20 protein-coding genes are annotated in these 17,326 nt (G+C 65.6%); 7 read left to right on the top strand and 13 right to left on the bottom strand.

Annotated features, from left to right (window positions below; all coding sequences use genetic code 11):
* Positions 1–43: 43 nt before the first annotated feature.
* The 6 genes from E7811_RS07525 to E7811_RS07500 all read right to left on the bottom strand — a co-directional run bounded on the left by E7811_RS07525 (position 44) and on the right by E7811_RS07500 (position 3,678).
* On the bottom strand, positions 44–844 hold the full coding sequence (locus tag E7811_RS07525) for a DUF1217 domain-containing protein (RefSeq protein ID WP_136393906.1): 801 nt from the start codon (positions 842–844) through the stop codon (positions 44–46).
* The gene (flbT, locus tag E7811_RS07520; protein WP_136393905.1) at positions 841–1,245 is read right to left on the bottom strand and encodes a flagellar biosynthesis repressor FlbT; all 405 of its coding nucleotides are present in this window, start codon (positions 1,243–1,245) and stop codon (positions 841–843) included. The genes E7811_RS07525 and flbT overlap by 4 nt, the downstream gene beginning before the upstream one ends.
* Positions 1,242–1,625 carry a flagellar biosynthesis regulator FlaF gene (gene flaF / locus E7811_RS07515; protein ID WP_136393904.1) on the bottom strand — a complete coding sequence of 128 codons (384 nt, stop codon included), beginning with the start codon at positions 1,623–1,625 and terminating at the stop codon, positions 1,242–1,244. The genes flbT and flaF overlap by 4 nt, the downstream gene beginning before the upstream one ends.
* Positions 1,626–1,695: 70 nt before the next feature.
* Positions 1,696–2,901 carry a flagellin gene (locus E7811_RS07510; RefSeq protein ID WP_136393903.1) on the bottom strand — a complete coding sequence of 402 codons (1,206 nt, stop codon included), beginning with the start codon at positions 2,899–2,901 and terminating at the stop codon, positions 1,696–1,698.
* Between the two features lie 209 nt (positions 2,902–3,110).
* The gene (locus tag E7811_RS07505; RefSeq protein WP_136393902.1) at positions 3,111–3,443 is read right to left on the bottom strand and encodes a hypothetical protein; all 333 of its coding nucleotides are present in this window, start codon (positions 3,441–3,443) and stop codon (positions 3,111–3,113) included.
* On the bottom strand, positions 3,436–3,678 hold the full coding sequence (locus E7811_RS07500) for a rod-binding protein (RefSeq protein ID WP_246020314.1): 243 nt from the start codon (positions 3,676–3,678) through the stop codon (positions 3,436–3,438). The genes E7811_RS07505 and E7811_RS07500 overlap by 8 nt, the downstream gene beginning before the upstream one ends.
* A 154-nt stretch (positions 3,679–3,832) precedes the next feature.
* Between E7811_RS07500 and E7811_RS07495 the strand changes: the two genes are divergently transcribed.
* Entirely contained in the window at positions 3,833–5,629 is a 1,797-nt protein-coding gene (locus tag E7811_RS07495) for a flagellar hook-length control protein FliK (protein ID WP_168732946.1), read from the top strand.
* A 12-nt stretch (positions 5,630–5,641) separates the two neighbouring features.
* Positions 5,642–6,316, top strand: a complete 675-nt coding sequence (locus E7811_RS07490) for a flagellar hook capping FlgD N-terminal domain-containing protein (protein ID WP_136393899.1) — start codon at positions 5,642–5,644, stop codon at positions 6,314–6,316.
* Here the strand turns inward: E7811_RS07490 and ubiB are convergent.
* On the bottom strand, positions 6,313–7,842 hold the full coding sequence (gene ubiB / locus E7811_RS07485; protein WP_136393898.1) for a 2-polyprenylphenol 6-hydroxylase: 1,530 nt from the start codon (positions 7,840–7,842) through the stop codon (positions 6,313–6,315). The genes E7811_RS07490 and ubiB overlap by 4 nt on opposite strands.
* A gap of 1 nt (position 7,843) precedes the next feature.
* Complete coding sequence (gene ubiE / locus E7811_RS07480; protein ID WP_136393897.1) at positions 7,844–8,596, bottom strand: bifunctional demethylmenaquinone methyltransferase/2-methoxy-6-polyprenyl-1,4-benzoquinol methylase UbiE; 753 nt, start codon at positions 8,594–8,596, stop codon at positions 7,844–7,846.
* 93 nt (positions 8,597–8,689) lie between these two features.
* Here ubiE and mutM point away from each other — a divergent pair, with 93 nt between their 5' ends.
* The 5 genes from mutM (at position 8,690) to E7811_RS07455 (ending at position 12,369) form a co-directional block, all read left to right on the top strand.
* Positions 8,690–9,541, top strand: a complete 852-nt coding sequence (gene mutM / locus E7811_RS07475) for a bifunctional DNA-formamidopyrimidine glycosylase/DNA-(apurinic or apyrimidinic site) lyase (protein WP_136393896.1) — start codon at positions 8,690–8,692, stop codon at positions 9,539–9,541.
* Positions 9,542–9,601: 60 nt separating this feature from the next.
* Positions 9,602–10,378: an enoyl-CoA hydratase gene (locus tag E7811_RS07470; protein ID WP_136393895.1), complete on the top strand. Its 777-nt coding sequence runs from the start codon at positions 9,602–9,604 to the stop codon at positions 10,376–10,378.
* A 148-nt stretch (positions 10,379–10,526) separates the two neighbouring features.
* A complete protein-coding gene (locus tag E7811_RS07465; RefSeq protein WP_136393894.1) occupies positions 10,527–10,955 on the top strand; it encodes a rhodanese-like domain-containing protein in 429 nt (142 codons plus the stop codon).
* 149 nt (positions 10,956–11,104) lie between these two features.
* Complete coding sequence (locus E7811_RS07460) at positions 11,105–11,806, top strand: Crp/Fnr family transcriptional regulator (RefSeq protein WP_136393893.1); 702 nt, start codon at positions 11,105–11,107, stop codon at positions 11,804–11,806.
* Positions 11,803–12,369: a DUF4202 domain-containing protein gene (locus E7811_RS07455; protein WP_136393892.1), complete on the top strand. Its 567-nt coding sequence runs from the start codon at positions 11,803–11,805 to the stop codon at positions 12,367–12,369. The genes E7811_RS07460 and E7811_RS07455 overlap by 4 nt, the downstream gene beginning before the upstream one ends.
* Here E7811_RS07455 and E7811_RS07450 read toward each other — a convergent pair.
* The 5 genes from E7811_RS07450 to E7811_RS07430 are packed head-to-tail and all read right to left on the bottom strand — an operon-like array spanning position 12,366 to position 17,317.
* Positions 12,366–12,608, bottom strand: coding sequence for a nitric oxide reductase F protein (locus E7811_RS07450; protein ID WP_136393891.1), 243 nt, complete (start codon positions 12,606–12,608; stop codon positions 12,366–12,368). The two genes, E7811_RS07455 and E7811_RS07450, sit on opposite strands and share 4 nt — an antisense overlap.
* Complete coding sequence (locus E7811_RS07445; protein WP_246020254.1) at positions 12,605–13,177, bottom strand: cytochrome c oxidase subunit 3; 573 nt, start codon at positions 13,175–13,177, stop codon at positions 12,605–12,607. The genes E7811_RS07450 and E7811_RS07445 overlap by 4 nt, the downstream gene beginning before the upstream one ends.
* Complete coding sequence (locus E7811_RS07440) at positions 13,174–15,132, bottom strand: nitric oxide reductase activation protein NorD (RefSeq protein ID WP_136393890.1); 1,959 nt, start codon at positions 15,130–15,132, stop codon at positions 13,174–13,176. The genes E7811_RS07445 and E7811_RS07440 overlap by 4 nt, the downstream gene beginning before the upstream one ends.
* Positions 15,133–15,140: 8 nt before the next feature.
* Positions 15,141–15,947 (bottom strand): CbbQ/NirQ/NorQ/GpvN family protein, encoded by an 807-nt coding sequence (locus tag E7811_RS07435; protein WP_394345602.1) that lies wholly within the window; start codon positions 15,945–15,947, stop codon positions 15,141–15,143.
* Positions 15,948–15,952: 5 nt separating this feature from the next.
* Positions 15,953–17,317 (bottom strand): cbb3-type cytochrome c oxidase subunit I, encoded by a 1,365-nt coding sequence (locus E7811_RS07430; RefSeq protein ID WP_136393888.1) that lies wholly within the window; start codon positions 17,315–17,317, stop codon positions 15,953–15,955.
* Positions 17,318–17,326 lie beyond the last annotated feature (9 nt).

Here is a 17,326-nt window from a genome sequence, read left to right as displayed (position 1 = left end):
GCGGCCGCATCTGGGACTGTCGAGCCACTGTCTGCCTTACACGTCAGGCGGACCGCCCCGACAGGATCTGAAGCGCGGCCGCACCCGGTGTACTGGCCGAAGGCCCCGCGGCAAGCGCCGCCTGCCCCAGAAAGCGGGTGATCAGCCGGTCTGTCACGCCCCGGTCGGCAAAGTCGGAAATCCCGGTGATGCCCAGGCGGTCAGCGGCCTTGTCGCGGAAGACCTGAAGCTGCCGGTCGATATCCAGCGTTCCGAAGCGCGACGGCAGACCGAGCGCCACCTCGAACACCTTGCGCAGGGGGGGCGACCCCATGATCGTGAACCAGGCGGCATCATCGCCCAGCCCGCGCCCCGCCAGATCGGCCAGTTCGCGTTCCGCGTTCAGCGCCAGGCGGAAATCCTCGTTCTGCTGGCCCACCGCTGCCTCGAACCGAAGCGTCCGATAGCGTTCCAGAACCTTGTCGGGGAAATCGGATAGCACCGTGCGCGGCACCGCGAAATCGCCAAAGCCGAAGGTCGCAGAGAAAGACCGGTAAGCCTTGTCGGCCAGCCGGTTGGCCAGCGCATCCGCCGCCAGCGTGCCTTCGTCCAGCACCTTTCGCAGAAAGGCCTTGTTGGCGATGTCTCCGTCCAGCCCGTAGGCTCCGAGCGCGACCGACAACACCTGCCGGTCGGCGATCAGGGCATCGGCCGTTGTGATCTGCCCGATCCGGTCACGAAAGGCCGCCTCGTCCCGCCGAAGCGAAGGGGATTGCGCGAAAGCGGCCTGCTGCGCCGGAAGCGTGCGTTTCAGCAGGGCCCAGCCGGCGATCCCGGACAGGGGCAGGACCGGCTGGAAGGTCATGTCGGGCGGACCGCCATCAACCGTTCCTCCCGCGGCAGCAGGCCGCGCAAGGCCTTGAGCGCGACATAATGCTGATCGGCGAGAACCGCGGCGGTGGCCTGTGACAGAAGCGTCCGGCTGTCATGATCCGTCAGCACCTGGCTCAGCTGTTCGATCCCGCGCAAAAGTTGCAGCCGCGCCTCGGCCGGGTCCGCATCGCCCGACAGCACAAGCTGGGTGATGTAGCAGACCCGCCGCACCGGCGAATTCACCTCTTCCGGGTGGATCGCATCGCGCAGCCGCAGGACATGCGCATTCGGCGTGATCACCGCCAGCCGCGACCGACGGTCGCCGTTCTCGATTACCGCGCCGTTGATCAGCACCCGTTCGTTCGGCCCCAGTTTCAGGACAAGCCCGCTCATGCCCCGCCCTCCGGTCCGGTGCCGCGCAAGCCGCGCATCACGGCGGTGTTGATGTCGATCAGCACCTCGGCGCTGGCCCCGTCGTTCAGGACGGCCCGGCTGTGTTCGGCGGTGAACTGGAACAGGTAGAAAAGCTGTGCCCGGAGCGCCGCCGGCAAGCCGTTGCCGGGTTCGGCCACGTCGGCGGCCAGCGTCGACCACAGGCGGTTGTTGTCATGCAGCGCCGCGGCAAGCGCCGCGAAATCCTGTTTGCGTGCCTCCCATGCGCTGCGCAGGCGCTGTGTGACGCGGGCGATCAGATCGTATTCGATGCTGCGTGGGCTGCGCAGGCCGATGTCTGGCCTGCCATAGGCCGGGGAGAGAGTTTGCGTCGAAGTCACGGTCTTTCCTTCGCTTCATGCGGCGGGGAAGGGATGGGCGCGAGGCTTTTCCCCGCGCCCGTTCAGTCGATCAGCGGAACAGGGCGAGGATGCTCTGCGGCTGCTGGTTGGCGATCGACAGCGCCTGGATACCAAGCTGCTGCTGTACCTGCAGTGCCTGCAGGCGGGCCGAGGTTTCCTCCATGTCGGCGTCAACCAGAGAACCGATCCCCGCGCGAAGCGAGTCCGTCAGTTTGCCGACGAAATCGCTCTGGATGTCGATCCGCTTCTGCACGGAACCGAAGGCGGCTGCCGCGTCGATCGAGGTCTGCAGCATCGCCTCGATGTTGCCGAGCGCCGCTAGCGCGCCAGGACCCGAGGAGACGTCGACCGACGACAGCGCGCCCAGACCGCCCGCGCCGGCGTTGCTGAACTGTGCGCTGACCGAAAGGTCGACCGTTCCGCTGTTGGTGAAGGCAAGCGTTCCCGCTGTTCCGCTGTTGTAATCGACCGTCAGGCCCGTGATCCCCAGGCCTTCGATCGCGCCTTTAAGGCCGATCGCCACGATGTCGGCGGTTGTCGTCGCTGCCACATCCTCGGCAGTCACGGTGTAGCTTGCGGTCCGGTCGCCGATGGTGATGGAAACCTTGTCGCCCGCGGCAAAGGCATCGACGCTGTCGTCGATGACGATCGTTCCCGTGCCACCGGCGCCGTCGATGGCGAAACCGGCGGTGTCGCCCGCGCCGGATGCCCCGCTCGATCCGGCCAGAACGCCTTTGGCCGCATAGGCCCCGATCGACAGGTCCTGTGCGTTGACCTGGATCGACGAGGCCGCGACCGACGCCGCCGACCGGTCAAGCGAGGACAGCACGTTGACCGTGGATTGCGACCCGTCCACCAGATTCAGCCCGTTGAACTGCGCGGCGCCGACGACCGAGGTGATCTGTTCGCGCAGCGCGTTGATGTCGGTCTGGATCTTGGCGCGGTCGACGTTCGCTTCCTGCGCGGCGACGATCTTGCCCTTGATCTCGGTCAGAAGGTCGGTGACCGTTTCCGCCGCCTGCCGCGCCACGGCGATGGTTGAGGAGCCAAGCGCGAGACTGTCGGAAATCCCCATGAAGCCCTTCACATCCGATTCCATCACCTTCGAGATGGCCCAGATCGCCGCGTTGTCGCGCGCCGAACCCACGGACTTGCCCGTGGAGATCTCGGCCTGGGTCTTGTTCATGTTTGCGTTGATGCCCTTCATCGTTTGAAGGGCCACCATCGCGCTTGTGTTCGTAAGAATGGACGACATCGTCTTCCCCTTGTTCAACGCGCCCTTTTGCGCGGATTGCGCCGCTGCATGGCGGCAGGAACGGCTTTCGCGCCTTGCGGGCCGCCCGACGGGCCGTCCGCGCCACGCCGTCGTGGCGTGCAGGGTCAGTCTTGGCGGCCAAACTCTAAGGGATTGCTAAGCGTGAAAGCCTGAAAACAGGAAAATTCCGCGTGATTTGAACGAATTGGTCAATATCGCCCGCGGTTGCGCAGCCCGTCGGCGGCCAGGGTCTGGCGGCCCTCGGGCGTATAGACCGACAGCCCCGACCGGGCGGCGCGGATCTCGTGCAGCCGCGCCAGCGCCGCCTTTACCCCTTCCGCGGTTGCCGCAAGAACGGGGGCCAGCGCCGCGGCCCGCGCCCGAAGCGCGTCCAGCGCCGCCCGGTCCGGGACTGCGGCCAGCATCGCCCCGGCCGCCTCAAGCTCGGGCAATCGTTGTGCAAGTGTCGTCAGATCGCCCTGTCGCGCGGCACGCGCAAGGTCGGATAGCAAAGCGTCCGTCGTGGCGACGGGATCACGCATCACCGGCCCCCTTCATGGCGCGAAACAGGGACTCTGCCAGCCCGATGCCACCGGCCCCGGCCATAGCGCGGGCCTGTTCGTCGCGCAGGAACGAGGCGAACTGCGCCTCGCCTGCGCCCCCGTCGAAGCCGCTTTCGCCGCCGGCCTCGCCCAGACCGGCATGGCGAAGCATTTCCGAAAGGAACGCCGCCTCAAGCTCCAATGCCTTGGCGCGCAAGGCGGATTCGGTGGGCATCGCGGGGGGAATGCGGGTATGCGGATTGATCGGTGGCAGGTCCATCTTGGCCCTCGGGATTGATCGCCTTTTCCGCAATCTCGCCTTGGGCCGTAAAGATTCGGTAACCGGTTTCGGGCTTGAAAGGGCTGTCTTGGCAGAAGGCGGGGCGCGGATGCAGATCCATTTCGAAAATCCGGGTGCGGGAATGGCCCGGCCCGCAGGCGGGTCGAATCCTGTCTTGCCGGGTCCATCCGCGCAGACCGGCGCCGGGTTTGTTGCGTTGCTGGCCGAGGAAGGGTGGGGCGTGGCGGAACCGCCTGTGCTGACGCATCCCCCGGTGCTGGCGGTAGCCGAGGCTGCGCAGGTGGATCAGCCGGGTCCGGTTGCGGCTCCGCCAGCCGATCCGGTTCGGGCCGATGGCACAGGCGCTGTGCCGGTTCCGCCGCCCATGCCGGTGAGACGCGACGAGCGGCCGATCCGATCCCCTTTGCCCGAAAATGTCTCTGTTCCTGACTTTTTCGAAGATTCCGGGTTGGGGGGCCTGCCGCAAGATGCCGGCGCCCGGACTGCCGGTCTAACCGAAGACGCGCGCAATCTGCCGGATCAGGATCCGGTCGCAGCGGACCTCGACACCGACGCACCCCAACCCGCGCTGACGCCCGGGTCTGTCCTGGTGCCGACCGTTACCCCACCTGTCGCCGCCGGTCACAGGGGCGGGGTCGATGCTTCCGTGCCACCGACGCTGGAACCCATGCAACCGGACGCCAGAAGAAGCGTGACGTTCAAAAAGGACGTGAACGAGGCCATCGAGGCGAGGCACGGACGTGAAGGCGTTCACCATCCGAATGGGGGAAAGGCCATCGAAATGGCCGCGCCCGGCACGGTGGATGACGGGGTGGGGGATAGGGCAAAGGAGCCAAAAACCGCCTCTGACACTGCCAAAATGGTCGAAAAATCGTTGCCGGTCCAAGGGAATGCCTTTGCCCTGACCGCAGCGCCGCCGATGGGCCTTTCCCTGCCTTCGGCACCCGGTCCGACAGTTTCGCTTCGTTTGCCGGATGGTTCTGACGTGGCGGTCTTCGGACATGTGGAAAGAATGGGCGATGTCATCGCGCCATTGCCGACCACAGCCGCGCCGGGGATCGATGAGATCGCGATGGACTTTCCAGAGGGAAACCCGCCGATTTCGGTGCGGTTCGCGTCATCCCCAACGGCCCACGCCGATGAAGCCCCGCAGGGGACGGGTGCCGTGACCGCCGTGCCCGCTAATCCGGTCGCGCCGGGTTCGCCCTTGCCACAGATGCCCTTGTCGCCATCCGGCCAAGCCCTCTGGCAGGAGAACCCCCAGCAAGAAAACCTGACCGCCTTGGCCGTTGCCACAGATGCCGCGCGGGAACAGCCCGCCCCAATCGCCTTTAACGCACCCGATCCCGCCGGGGGTGAGCCCGTCGGCCCGGCAACAGCTGCGCCCGGCATGTCGACGGCGACTGCCCGCGCGGATTTGGCGCCTTTGCCCGGCCCCCATGAACCGCGCGCCGTTTCGTTCGACGATCTTCCCCGGATGATGCCCGTCCTTCTCAAGGCGCAGGGCGCTGCCGGTGCGGTGGAACTGCGCCTTCAACCTGCCGACCTTGGCGCAATCAGCATATCCATGCAGCCAGAGGCCGACAGGGTCACGGTGGTCATTCAGGCCGACCGCCCCGAAACGGCAGAGCTTTTGCGCCGCAATGCCGATCTTCTGTCCCAGGAATTGAAGCAGGGCGGCTTTGCCCAGGCTTCGATCAGCTTCGCGGCGGGCGGGCAGGGGGGATGGGGCACGGGCGGGCAGCCAGAGGGCCAGCGCACCGACCATGCCGGCCTCGGCCGCGATGGGCATGTGGCCTCGGCGTCTCCTTCTTCCGACCGCGCCGCCCGCGCCACGGCGGACCCCGCCCTTGCGGGTCAGGGGCGGCTTTACCTGCGTCTGTGAAAGGCAAACCCGATGGATGTGACACCGACGAACGGCACCACCCCCGCCCCGCCGCCTGCCGGGACGCCCGCGGCAGGCGGCACCATGATCAGTTCGGATTTCCAGACCTTCCTGCGCATGATGACGACCCAGTTGCAGAACCAGGACCCGCTAAACCCGATCGATTCCGCCGATTATGCGGTTCAACTGGCCACATTTTCGGGTGTCGAACAGCAGGCCCGCACGAACCAGATCCTGCAAACGATGCAGACGCAGATGGGCCTTGCGGGCCTTGCCCAGCTTTCCGGCTGGGTGGGGCAGGAAGGGCGGGTCGGCGGACCGGTCCGCGTGGACGGCAAGGCAGTGACGGTGTCCTACCGGCCAGCCTCGGGCGCGGATCGCGTCGTCCTGTCGGTGAACGACGCCAACGGAACGCTGATCGCCCGCGAGGAGCTGGAGCCTGACGGTTCCACCTTCCTGTGGACCCCGCGCAATGCGCAGGGGCAGCCGCTGGCCGATGGCAGCTACAGCCTGACAGTGGAAAGCTATTCCGGCGAAGACCTGCTTTCGACGGATGAGGTGGAGCATTACGCCCTGATCCGCGAAATCCGGCTGGCCGAGGGTGCGCCTGTCGTCGTTCTGCCGGACGGGCGCGAGGTTCCTGCCGATCAGGTGACGGCGATCCGGACCCCGCCGCAGGGCGGCTAGATCAGCGTGCCGATCCAGACACCGGCGCCCATGACGGCAGCCCCCAGCCCGAACCACAACGCCGGATGGCCGCGCCGGACAACCGGTGGCGGCGGCTCTTCCGTAACCTGCTGCATCAGACGCGCCTCCACGATGCCGGGCAGCCGCGGACCAAAGCGCGACAGGACCCTCAGGGTTCGCCCCAGATCGCGGATCGCCGCCTGCGGGCCGACGCTGTCGCGGATATAGGCCTCGACAACCGGGCGCGCGACTTCCCAGATGTTGATATGCGGATCAAGGCTGCGCGCCACGCCTTCGACCACAACCATCGTGCGCTGCAGCAGGATAAGCTCGGTCCGCGTCTGCATCCCGAACCGTTCCGTCACCTCGAACAGATAGGCCAGAAGACGCGCCATCGAGATTCGGCTGGCATCCATGCCGAAGATCGGCTCGCCCACAACCCGCAGGGCCGATGCGAATTCATCGATGTCGCGGTCTGCCGGGACATAGCCCGCCTCGAAATGCACCTCGGCGACGCGGCGGTAATCCTTGCGGATGAAGCCGATCAGGATCTCGGCATAGACACGGCGGGTATATTCATCCAGTCGGCCCATGATCCCGAAATCATAGGCGATGATGTCGCCGCTGGCCGCCACCTTCAGGTTCCCCTGATGCATGTCGGCATGGAAATAGCCGTCGCGCAGCGCGTGGCTCAGGAACAGTTGCAGCACCCTTGCGGCCAGGACGCGCCGGTCATGCCCGGCGGCGTCCAGCGCCGCGTTGTCGGCCATCGACACGCCCTCGGCCCAGCCGATCGTCATCACCTGACGGGCCGAATACTGCCAGACCGGTCGGGGCACCAGAATCCCTTCGTCGCCTTCGGTGTTTGCAGCGAATTCGGCGGCGGCGGCCGATTCCAGCCGCAGGTCGAGTTCACCCAGCACCACGCCCTCGAAATGCTGGATCACGTCGAACGGGCGCAGGCGGCGCGAGGACGGCGAAAGCGCCTCGATCACGCTGGCCGCAAGGTAAAAGGCATCGATGTCGCGGCGGAACGCCCGTTCGATGCCCGGACGCAGCACCTTGACCGCGACTTCCTCGCCCGTCTCGGCCAGCCGGGCGCGATGCACCTGTGCGATCGACGCGGCCGCCACGGCATCGGAGAATTCGGAGAACACCCGGTCAACACTGATTTCCAGTTCTTCCTCGACCATGCGCTTGGCGACCAGCGTCGGAAAGGGGGGCAGCTTGTCCTGCAGGTACTTCAGCTGTTCGGCCATCTCCTCGCCGACGATATCGGGCCGCGTCGACAGCACCTGGCCGAACTTGATGTAGGCCGGGCCGAGCGCCGTAAGCGCGCGCGTCGCGGGCGGCAATGACGGGTCGCCCGCCTTGCCCAGCCACTTGAACGGCCAGCCGAGGATCCGCGCGACGACCCTCAGCCGGGGCGGCGCCTTGAACGCCTCCAGCACGACGCCGATCCCGCCGGTGCGTTCCAGCGTTGCAAGGGTCCGGATCAGCCGGACGATGTTGTGGGGCCCCCGCACCTCAGATCTTCCAGCCCGAATGCAGCGCGGCCACGCCCATCGTAAGGTTGCGGTATTTCACCTGTCCGAACCCCGCCTTGCGGATCATCGCGGCAAAGGTTTCCTGATCGGGAAACTTGCGGATCGATTCCACCAGGTACTGATAGCTGTCGCGGTCATTGGCGATGATCTGCCCCATGACCGGGATCAGGTTGAAGGAATAGGTGTCATAGGCCTTTTGCATCAACGGATTCGGCAACTGGCTGAATTCCAGCACCATCAGCCGCCCGCCGGGTTTCAGCACGCGGTAGGCCTCGTTCAGGGCATCCTGCACGCGTGTCACGTTCCGGATGCCGAAGCTGATGGTGTAGACGTCGAACGACCGGTCGGCGAAGGGCAGCGCCATGGCATCGCCCACCACCCAGTCCAGCCGGTCGGCCATGTTCCCGGCCTCGGCGCGTTGGCGGCCCTCGACCAGCATGCTTTCGGTCATGTCCAGAACCGTGGCATGCGCGCCCGCCGCGCGTTTCAGGAAGCGGAACGAGATGTCGCCCGTTCCGCCGGCCACATCCAGCAGGCGCTGCCCGGGGCGCGGCGCCAGCCAGTCCATCATCGCGTCTTTCCACAGCCGGTGGACGCCGCCGGACATCACGTCATTCATGATGTCGTATTTCGAGGCGACACGGGTGAAGACGCCATGCACCATCCCGGCCTTTTCCGCCTCGGGTACGGTCTGAAAGCCGAAATGGGTGGTGTTGTCATTCGTGTCGGTCATGGGTCTTGCCGTCCTTGCCGTTTGACACTCCTTATAGGCCGTGGGCGCGCCGCTGCAATGCGCCCATCTGTCAAGCCGGTCAAAGGAAACGCGATGCCCGAATTGCCCGAGGTTGAAACCGTCCGCCGGGGGCTGGAGCCTGTGATGACAGGTCAGGTCATCGCCACCGCGCAGGTGAACCGGCCCGATCTGCGCTGGCCCCTGCCCGAACGCATGGCCGAACGGCTGACCGGCGCCCGTGTGGACCGGCTGCGGCGGCGGTCGAAATACATCCTTGCAGACCTGTCCACCGGGGAAACCCTTCTGATCCATCTGGGCATGTCGGGCCGGATGCTTATCTCGGGCACGATGCTTGGCGAATTCCACCATCACCACCCCGCACCTGCCCGGCATGATCACGTCGTCCTCGACATGGCAGGCGGCGCGCGCGTCACCTTCAACGACGCGCGCCGGTTCGGAGCGATGGACCTGTTTGCCACCGGCACGGACGATGCGCATCCCCTTCTGGCCGGGCTTGGCCCGGAACCGCTGGGAAATGCCTTTGACGAAGATTACCTGATCGCCCGGCTGAAGGGCCGGAAGACGCCGATCAAGGCCGCGCTGCTGGATCAGCGGATCGTCGCGGGGCTGGGAAACATCTATGTGTCCGAAACGCTTTTCCGGGCCGGGATCGACCCGCGCCGTCATGCCGGGCGCATCGCAGCCGATCGCGTGCGCCGTCTGGTTCCGCTGATCCGCGAGGTGCTTTCCGAGGCGATCGAGGCCGGCGGATCATCCTTGCGCGACTATCGGCAGGCGGATGGCGAGCTTGGCTATTTCCAGCACACCTTCCGCGTCTATGACCGCGAGAATGCGCCCTGCCCGACCCCCGGTTGCACAGGGCATGTCGCCCGGATCGTCCAATCCGGCCGGTCGACCTTCTTCTGCCCCCGCTGCCAGAGATGACTTGATCCGCGGCCTCAGGCTGCTAGGAGTCTGACCAACGACAAACAAGGGGACCATTCCATGGCCTACGAGACGATCATCGTCGAGATCGAGGATTATGTCGCGCTGATCCGGCTGAACCGGCCCGATGCGCTCAATGCCCTCAACTCGAAGCTGATGGGCGAACTGAGCGAGGCGCTGACGGCGGCGGACGGCAACGACAACGTGCGCTGCATCATCATCACGGGTTCGGAAAAGGCCTTCGCCGCCGGGGCCGACATCAAGGAAATGTCGGAAAAGACCTTCGTGGACGTGTTCGGCGATGACATGTTCGCCGCCGAAACCGAAGCGGTCACACGCGTGCGCAAGCCGATCATCGCCGCCGTTGCGGGCTATGCCCTGGGTGGCGGATGCGAACTGGCGATGATGTGCGACTTCATCCTTTGCGCCGACAACGCCAAGTTCGGCCAGCCCGAAATCAATCTGGGCGTCGTGGCCGGCATGGGCGGGACACAGCGCCTGACGCGCTTCGTGGGCAAGTCCAAGTCGATGGACATGCATCTGACGGGCCGCTTCATGGATGCGGCCGAAGCAGAACGCTGCGGTCTGGTCAGCCGGGTCGTTCCCGCCAAAGAACTGATCGCCGAGGCCAAGAAGACGGCTGCCAAGATTGCCGAGAAATCCCAGATCACCGTTCTGGCGGTCAAGGAATCGGTTAACCGCGCCTACGAGACGACGATGCGCGAGGGCCTTCTGTTCGAACGCCGCGTGTTCCATTCGCTGTTCTCGACCGAGGACCAGAAGGAAGGCATGGCCGCCTTCCTTGAAAAGCGCTCGCCGCAGTTCCGCGACCGCTGATTCCTTCGCAAGGGTCTTGATGCAGGGCTCCGACGGCTGCCGTCGGGGCTCTTGCCGCGCGACGTCATGCCACCTCTGTCCGGCGGCCCGGTCGGGGTATGTCTGACGCCCGACGGCGGGTGCAGGGCCCGCAACAGGATCATTGCCGATGCCCATCACACGCGCCCGTGCCGTTTCCGCCGCCGCCCTGATTCTGGCCTTTCTCGCCCCGGCCCATGCCAACGAGGCCGCGATCGAGGCGATGCAGGAATACATGGAATTCTCGGACTACGAGGCGGGAATCATCCAGCCGCAACAGATCGACGAATCGGTCTTTGGCGCGGTCGTGTTCATCGACACGCGAGACGCCGCACAGCACGCCGAGGCGACGATTCCCGGCGCCCTCAACATCGAATGGCGCGAGGTTCTGGGGCGGATCGACGAGATCCCGGCAGACCGCAAGGTCATCTTGTTCTGCAACACCGGCAGCCTTTCTGCACAGGCCGCTTTTGCCCTGCGTGTGGCCGGTCGCGACAATGTCGTTGTTCTGCAATCAGGGTTTCTGGGCTGGCAGGAAAACGCGGCGTGGAAACCCTGAACGGGAAACACCCTGTGGTTGTGTCTGGCCCGTCCTTGCGACTTGCCTTGATTTAAATCATGTCATCAAAACATTTCTTTTGTTAGCGCCCTGAGAGTGATGGTCAACGGTGTGTAAGTGCGCCCCAACTCACGTCGAAGGACAAAGACATGAAGCCGGAATATGAACTGCTTGCCCGACGGTCCATCCTGCTGTCATCGGCCCCGAAGGAAGTCGCGGATGCAGTCTTGTCCAAGGCGCATGTGCGTGACTTCAACCGTGGCGCAACGATCTTCCTGCAGGGTGAACGCGCCAATGCGATCTACATCGTCGTGGACGGTTGGGTGAAACTTTACCGGATTGCCCCCAACGGGGCCGAGGCGGTGGTGAGCGTCTTCACCAAGGGCGCCAGTTTCGGCGAGGCCGTGGCCTTCCACAACGATGTCTACCCCGTTGCGGCCGAAGCCGTCACCGATTGCACCCTCGTCCGGATCGAGGCGGATTCCCTGCTGCGGCAGATCCGCGGCAATCCCGATTTCGCGATTTCGATCCTGTCGGCGAGCTTTGCCCATCTGCATCACCTGATCGGCCAGGTCGAGGCGCTGAAGGCCCAGACAGGGGCGCAGCGCGTGGCCGAATTCCTGCTGGAACTGGCCCCTTGCGAAAGGGGTGGCTGCGAAGTGATACTGCCCTATGACAAGGTGCTGATCGCCGGCCGTCTGGGGATGAAACCCGAAAGCCTCAGCCGCGCCTTTGCCAGGTTGAAGGAACAGGGTGTGAGTATTCGCCAGAACCTTGCCATGATCTCGGATGTCGCCGCCTTGCGCGACTATGTCGAGGAAGACCCGGCCCTTGCATGGGCGCGCGCATGACCGATCGTCTTTCGCGGGCCTTTGCCGCCATCGACGAGGCGAACGGCAAGGATCCGACACTGGAAGACGGCGCGCCTGCCGCCCTGCTTTACGGGCAACGGATGTCGCAGGAACAGATCAGGCTTTTTCCCGATGCCTCGGACGTGCTGAAGATCGCCGCGCGCGGTCAGCATGTGGAACGCTGGCTTCTGCCCCGTTCGGCCTATCCGATGGGCAAGGAAGGCTATCACGCCTGGCGGCGCGAACAGGCTCGGCGGCATGGCGAACGGATCGCGGGGATCATGGCCGACGCAGGCTATCGCGCCGAGGATTGCGACCGCGTGGGCGTGCTGTTGCGCAAGGAGGGCCTGAAGCGCGACGCCGAGGTGCAGGCGCTTGAGGATGTGATCTGCTTCGTCTTCCTGCGCTGGTATTTCCAGCCCTTCGCCGATGGCCGCGACCCGGCCGAGCTTTTGGGGATCGTGGAAAAGACCGCGCGCAAGATGTCGGATGAAGGCCGGAAGCGGGCGCTGGCCGAATTCGGCCTGCCCGAACCTTTCGCCGCCGCCTTCCGGGCGGATTAGGCTGCCAGGGCCAACACGGCGAACAGGATCAGGACAAGCGCGAGGATCCAGTCGAATCCGCGCTGCCAGACCGGCGCGACCGCCAAGCCCAGATAGCGGCCAAGGATCAGCCGCGATTTCCATCCTGCCAGGACCAGGACCGCGACCGTGAACGCGGCGCCCTGCAGCCCGGATGCCGCCAGCAGGGTCGAGGCGGCGGACAGCGCGATCAGCAGGGCCCATGCGGTGGTGACGGTCATAGCAGGTACACCACCGGAAACAGCAGCACCCAGACCAGATCCACCATGTGCCAGAAGGCCGCGCCGGTTTCGACCGCGCGCGGCGTCGCCAGCGCGCCGACAAGACCCAGCAGCAGGATGCCCGCGATCACATGCGCGGCGTGAAATCCGGTCAGCAGGTACGAGAAGGTGAAGAACGCATGCGTTTCAAACCCGATGCCCGCGCGGGCCAGATCGGCATATTCGCTACCCTTCAGCACAAGGAACACGACGCCAAGCGCCGACGCCAGCGCCAGAAGCCCGCGCAGCCGCACCTTGCGTCCGGCTTCGGCCGCCTGCACGGCCAGCGCCGCCAGCCAGCCCGACGTGACAAGGACCACCGTGTTGATCCCGGCGCCGGTCCGGTGAAGATGGGTCTGCGCCTCGGCAAATCCGGCCGGATCGGTGATGCGCACGGCCAGAAACGCCGCCAATCCCGCGCCGAAGACAGCCAGTTCCGACAGGATCAGGACCCACATCATCAACTCGCCCGGCAGGCTGTCAAGAACCGAGGGCTGATCCTGCGGGCGTGTCGGCGTCGGCGCCGTCATCCGATCACCAGTTGCCGGTAGATCGACGGCAAAGCCTGCGTCAGCTTTTCCGGGTCGGGGATCAACGCGAAACCGCCCTGCCCGAAGATCCGGGGAAACCACGACTTGCCGTCACGATCCACCGTGATCCCGAAAACGGCATGGCCTGCCCGGCGCGCCTCGCGCACGGCCATCATGCTGTCTTCAATGCCGTGCCGCCCCTCGTAATGGTCAAGGTCGTTCGGTTTTCCATCGGTGATGACCAGCATCAGCCGGCGCTTGCGGGCCTGTTCGGAAAGGCCCGCGCTGGCATGGCGGATCGCGGCCCCCAGCCGGGTGTAGAACCCCGGTTTCAGTGCGGCGATGCGATGTTCCACCGCCTCGCCCATCGGTTCGCCGAACCGCTTGACCTCGTGCAGATAGACCCGGTCGCGCTTCAGCGACGAAAACCCGTGAATGGCGAAATCGTCCCCGCAGGCGTTCAGGCCCCAGGCGAGTGCTGCCAGCGCCTCGCGTTCCACGTCGATCACGGCCCGCCCGCCGTGGCCGTGGCCGGGAATTGCGCTTTCGGTCGAGCGCGACACATCCAGCAGGATCGACACCGCCAGATCGCGCTTTTCGGGCCGGGTCTGGCGCCAGACGCGATCGGTTCCTTCGCCGCAGGCCAGAAGATCGACCCGCGCGCGCACCGCGCGTTCTGTATCAAGCTCATCCCCGTCGGGGTGGCCCGGGGTCGAGATACGGCTGGGGCGCAAGGCCTCGAACTGGCGGCGCACGGCACGGATGCGCGCGGATGCGCGCGGGTCGTCCCGGAACGGGGGCACCGCCTCGGTTGCTTCGACCCGCGAGGAAAAGACGCGGGTATGGGCGGGCAGGTACACCTTGGTGCGGACATCCCATTCGGGATAGGTGGCCACCCCGGACAGCGCCTCGCGGTCTACATCCTCGGGGGCAAGGTCAAGATGCAGCTTCAGCCGCGTCGCGGGCGCCTTGCTGAGCTGGCCAAGGCCGATCTCCTCGTGGTCGTCGGCGGCCTTCTTGGCATCATCCTCGTCGTCGTCCTCGACCCGGCGGTTGAGGTTGACGAATTCCGCCCAGCTCAGGATCGCCTCGAACTTGTGCAGGATGAAACTGTCGTTCCGTTCCGCCTGATCGGACTTGCGCCGACGGGCACGGCGGGTCTTTTCCGATTGTGCGCCCTGTTCGGGCGTGCCTTCGGTGTCGCGGGTTTCCACGGCGCTTGCCTCTGACCGTGCAAGCACCCGAAGATCCGGCCACAGCGCCACAGGCTTGAACGGGCGGTATTTGCGCGGCGCGCGCCACGCGGTGAAATCCTCGGCCAGAACCGCATCGCGCATACGCGCGGCCTTGGGGGCAAGCGGCGCCGGATCGCCCAGAAGGTTGCGCAGCACCGCCTCGACGGTGCGTTCGGCATCGGGCAGATCGGCAGTGCGGCGGGTGGCCAGTGTCGCCGCGGCCAGATCGGCATAAAGCGCACGGAACCCCGGCGCATCCTCCAGCGTCGCGGCCACCATCGCGCGGGCGGCGGCCAGCGCGGCAAGATCCGCGCGCAGGGGATCGCGTTCCTCGCGCGCGGTGCCGGCATGGGCGGCACAGGCGGCCAGCCAGAGATACAGCGCGGCATTGGCCTCGCGCGCGGGAAAGACCGCAAGGCTTTCCGGCAGGCGAAGGGCCGCACCGTCGAAACTGGCGCGGGGCGCCTCGTCGGCCCAGGTTCCCAGACGGCGCAGGAAGGACAGCCGGTGGTGCACCTGTTCGGCCACCGCCGGCTTCACCTCGACCGAAGGATCGCCCCCCAACCCCCGGAACAGCACCGCCAGCCGCCCGCCCACCTCGGCAAGATGGACGCGGGCATCGTCATGGACGGGGTCCGCATCCAGCCGGGTGGCGAAGGCATGCCACAGCTTCCCGACGGTTTCCTCGGGTTCCCAGGGTTCGAATTCGATCCGTGACATGGCTGGCCTCACCCGAAGACGGCGGTCACAAGATCGCGCAGTCCCGCCTTCACGTCTGCGTCGTCGGTCAGCGGTTCGATCATCGCGGTCTGGATCGCGCGTTCCACCGGCATCCCCCCCGCGATCAGCGAGGCCGCATAGACCACAAGGCGGGTGGATACCCCTTCCTCCAGGTCCTGGCCCTTCATCGCCCTGAGCTTGTTGGCAAGCCGCACCAGGGGTTGCACACGTTCCTCGGCCAGGCCGGATTCGCGGGCGACCACGGGGATTTCGTGTTCCGGCCGCGGGAAGGTGAATTCCATCGACACGAACCGTTGCCGGGTCGAGGGTTTCAGCGTCTTCAGCACGTTCTGGTAGCCGGGGTTGTAGCTGGCCACCAGCAGGAAGCCCGGCGCGGCCTCAAGCTCCTCGCCGGTGCGGTCGATCGGCAGGATGCGACGGTCGTCGGTCAGCGGGTGCAGCACGACGGTCACGTCCTTGCGTGCTTCCACCACCTCGTCGAGGTAGCAGATCGCGCCCTCGCGCACGGCCCGCGTCAGCGGCCCGTCGACCCAGATCGTTTCGCCGCCCTTCAGCAGGTAGCGCCCGATCAGGTCGGCGGCTGACAGGTCGTCATGGCAGGCGACCGTGTAAAGCGGGCGGCCCAACCGGGCGGCCATATGCGCCACGAACCGGGTCTTGCCGCAGCCCGTCGGGCCCTTCAGCAGGATCGGCAGGTTGCGCGCGGCCGCAGCGGCGAAGACATCGCATTCATCCGCTTGCGGCAGGTAGAAGGGGGCATCTGCCGCCCCCTTCAGGTTCAGGGTTCCGTCCATCTCCATCACTCCGCAGCCACGGCAGGACCGGGTTCGATGACTTCACGGCGCGGGAAGGCCATGGCGTAGATGAACAGAAGCGCACCCAGCACCACCGCCACACCCGAGCCGAAGCGCATGGCGTAGAAGATCCAGAGCTGGTCCTGCACGTCCATATAGGCTTGGCCGTTGACGCGCTGCAGGTGCGTCTGAACCGTGCCCGCGAAGGTCAGCGTGAAGGTCATGAACACCATGCCGCCCGACATCAGCCAGAACGAGGCCATGTTGAGCACCTGGTTGTAGGGGTCACGCCCGCGCAGGATCGGCATTGCATAGCTGATGATGGCGAGGTTGAGCGAGACGTAGGCCCCGAAGAAGGCAAGGTGCCCGTGGGCGGCCGTGATCTGCGTGCCGTGGGTATAGTAGTTCACCCCGTGCAGCGTGTGCAGGAAGCCCCAGACGCCCGCGCCGAAGAAGGCCAGCGTGGCACAGCCAAGCGCCCAAAGCATCGCCGCCTTGTTCGGGTGGTCGCGGCGGCCCTTCCAGACCATCACGAAGGCAAAGGCCATCATCCCGAAGAAGGGAACGATTTCCAGCGTCGAGAAGATCGAGCCGATCCACTGCCAGTAACCGGGCGTGCCGATCCAGTAATAATGGTGCCCCGTGCCAAGGATGCCCGAGAACAGCGCCGTGGCGACGATGACGTAAAGCCACTTCTCGATCACCTCGCGGTCGACGCCCGTCAGCTTGAGCATCAGGAAGGCCAGGATCGAGGCCATCACCAGTTCCCAGGTGGCTTCGACCCACAGGTGAACGATGAACCACCAGTACTGCTTGTCCAGCGCAAGGTTTGCCGGGTTGTAGAAGGCGAACAGGAACAGCAGCGACAAGAGCCACAGGCCAAGAAGCAGGATGTTGGTGATCGCCGTCTTCTTGCCCGCAAGGACCGTGAGGCTGATGTTGTAAAGGAAGATCAGCGCGGCGACGACGATCCCGGCCTTGACCCAGCGGGGTTGTTCGATGAACTCGCGCCCTTCATTGCCCAGCAGGAAGTTGCCGTCGAAGAGGTTGAACAGGTAGGTCACGACCACACCCGCCGTCCCGACGACGAGGATGATGAGCTGAAGATAGGCCAGCTTGGTCGAATGGATCTCGCGCTCCGATTCCTCGGGCACCAGGTAGTAGGCGGCGCCGAAGAAGCCCAGCAGAAGCCAGACGACAAGGCTGTTGGTGTGCAGCATCCGGCCGATGTTGAACGGCAGGATTTCCGACAGGAAGTTCGGGCTGACATAGATCCAGCCCAGGATCAGGCCCAGTGTCACCTGGACCGTGAACAAGGCAAGCGCGACGGCGAAATAGGCGATCGCGATCTTTTGTGTCTTGTATTTCATGGCATTTTC

The sequence above is a fragment of the Aliigemmobacter aestuarii genome, from assembly GCF_004799285.1.
Taxonomy (GTDB): Bacteria; Pseudomonadota; Alphaproteobacteria; order Rhodobacterales; family Rhodobacteraceae; genus Aliigemmobacter; species Aliigemmobacter aestuarii.
Note: the sequence above shows the minus strand (reverse complement) of the source record. Positions and strands in the feature narration are given on the sequence as shown.